This is a genomic window from Streptococcus sp. HMSC065H07 (assembly GCF_001837325.1).
GTDB classification, from domain to species: Bacteria; Bacillota; Bacilli; order Lactobacillales; family Streptococcaceae; genus Streptococcus; species Streptococcus salivarius_H.
In genome coordinates this window covers 1-231 of sequence record NZ_KV832046.1, presented here as the reverse complement: position 1 = coordinate 231, position 231 = coordinate 1, and the positions used below count along the sequence as shown (strand labels likewise).

The 231-nt window shown below is 43.3% G+C and carries 1 protein-coding gene; it reads right to left on the bottom strand.

Going from position 1 to position 231, the window contains the following annotated elements; translation table 11 throughout:
• The coding region (locus HMPREF2637_RS09670) for an IS110 family transposase (protein WP_141760037.1) at positions 1–231 on the bottom strand (231 nt) is incomplete at both ends.

Genomic DNA, 231 nt, shown 5'->3' with positions numbered 1-231 from the left:
GAGACGTAGCTAGTTTTTCAGCGTCAATCTTATCAGTTTTACGTACTCGTAAGCTATCTAGTTGTTTTTTGGATTCTAAGGGATTGAGGCGTGTATAAGCGTAACTATTATCCTCAAAGAAGGCCTGAAGACGACGAGAATAGACACCAGTCGCCTCGAAGACAATCTCTGGCTGGTGAACAGTCTTCAAGTCCCCAAGTAGTCGATTAAATCCGATGGCATCATTGGGTA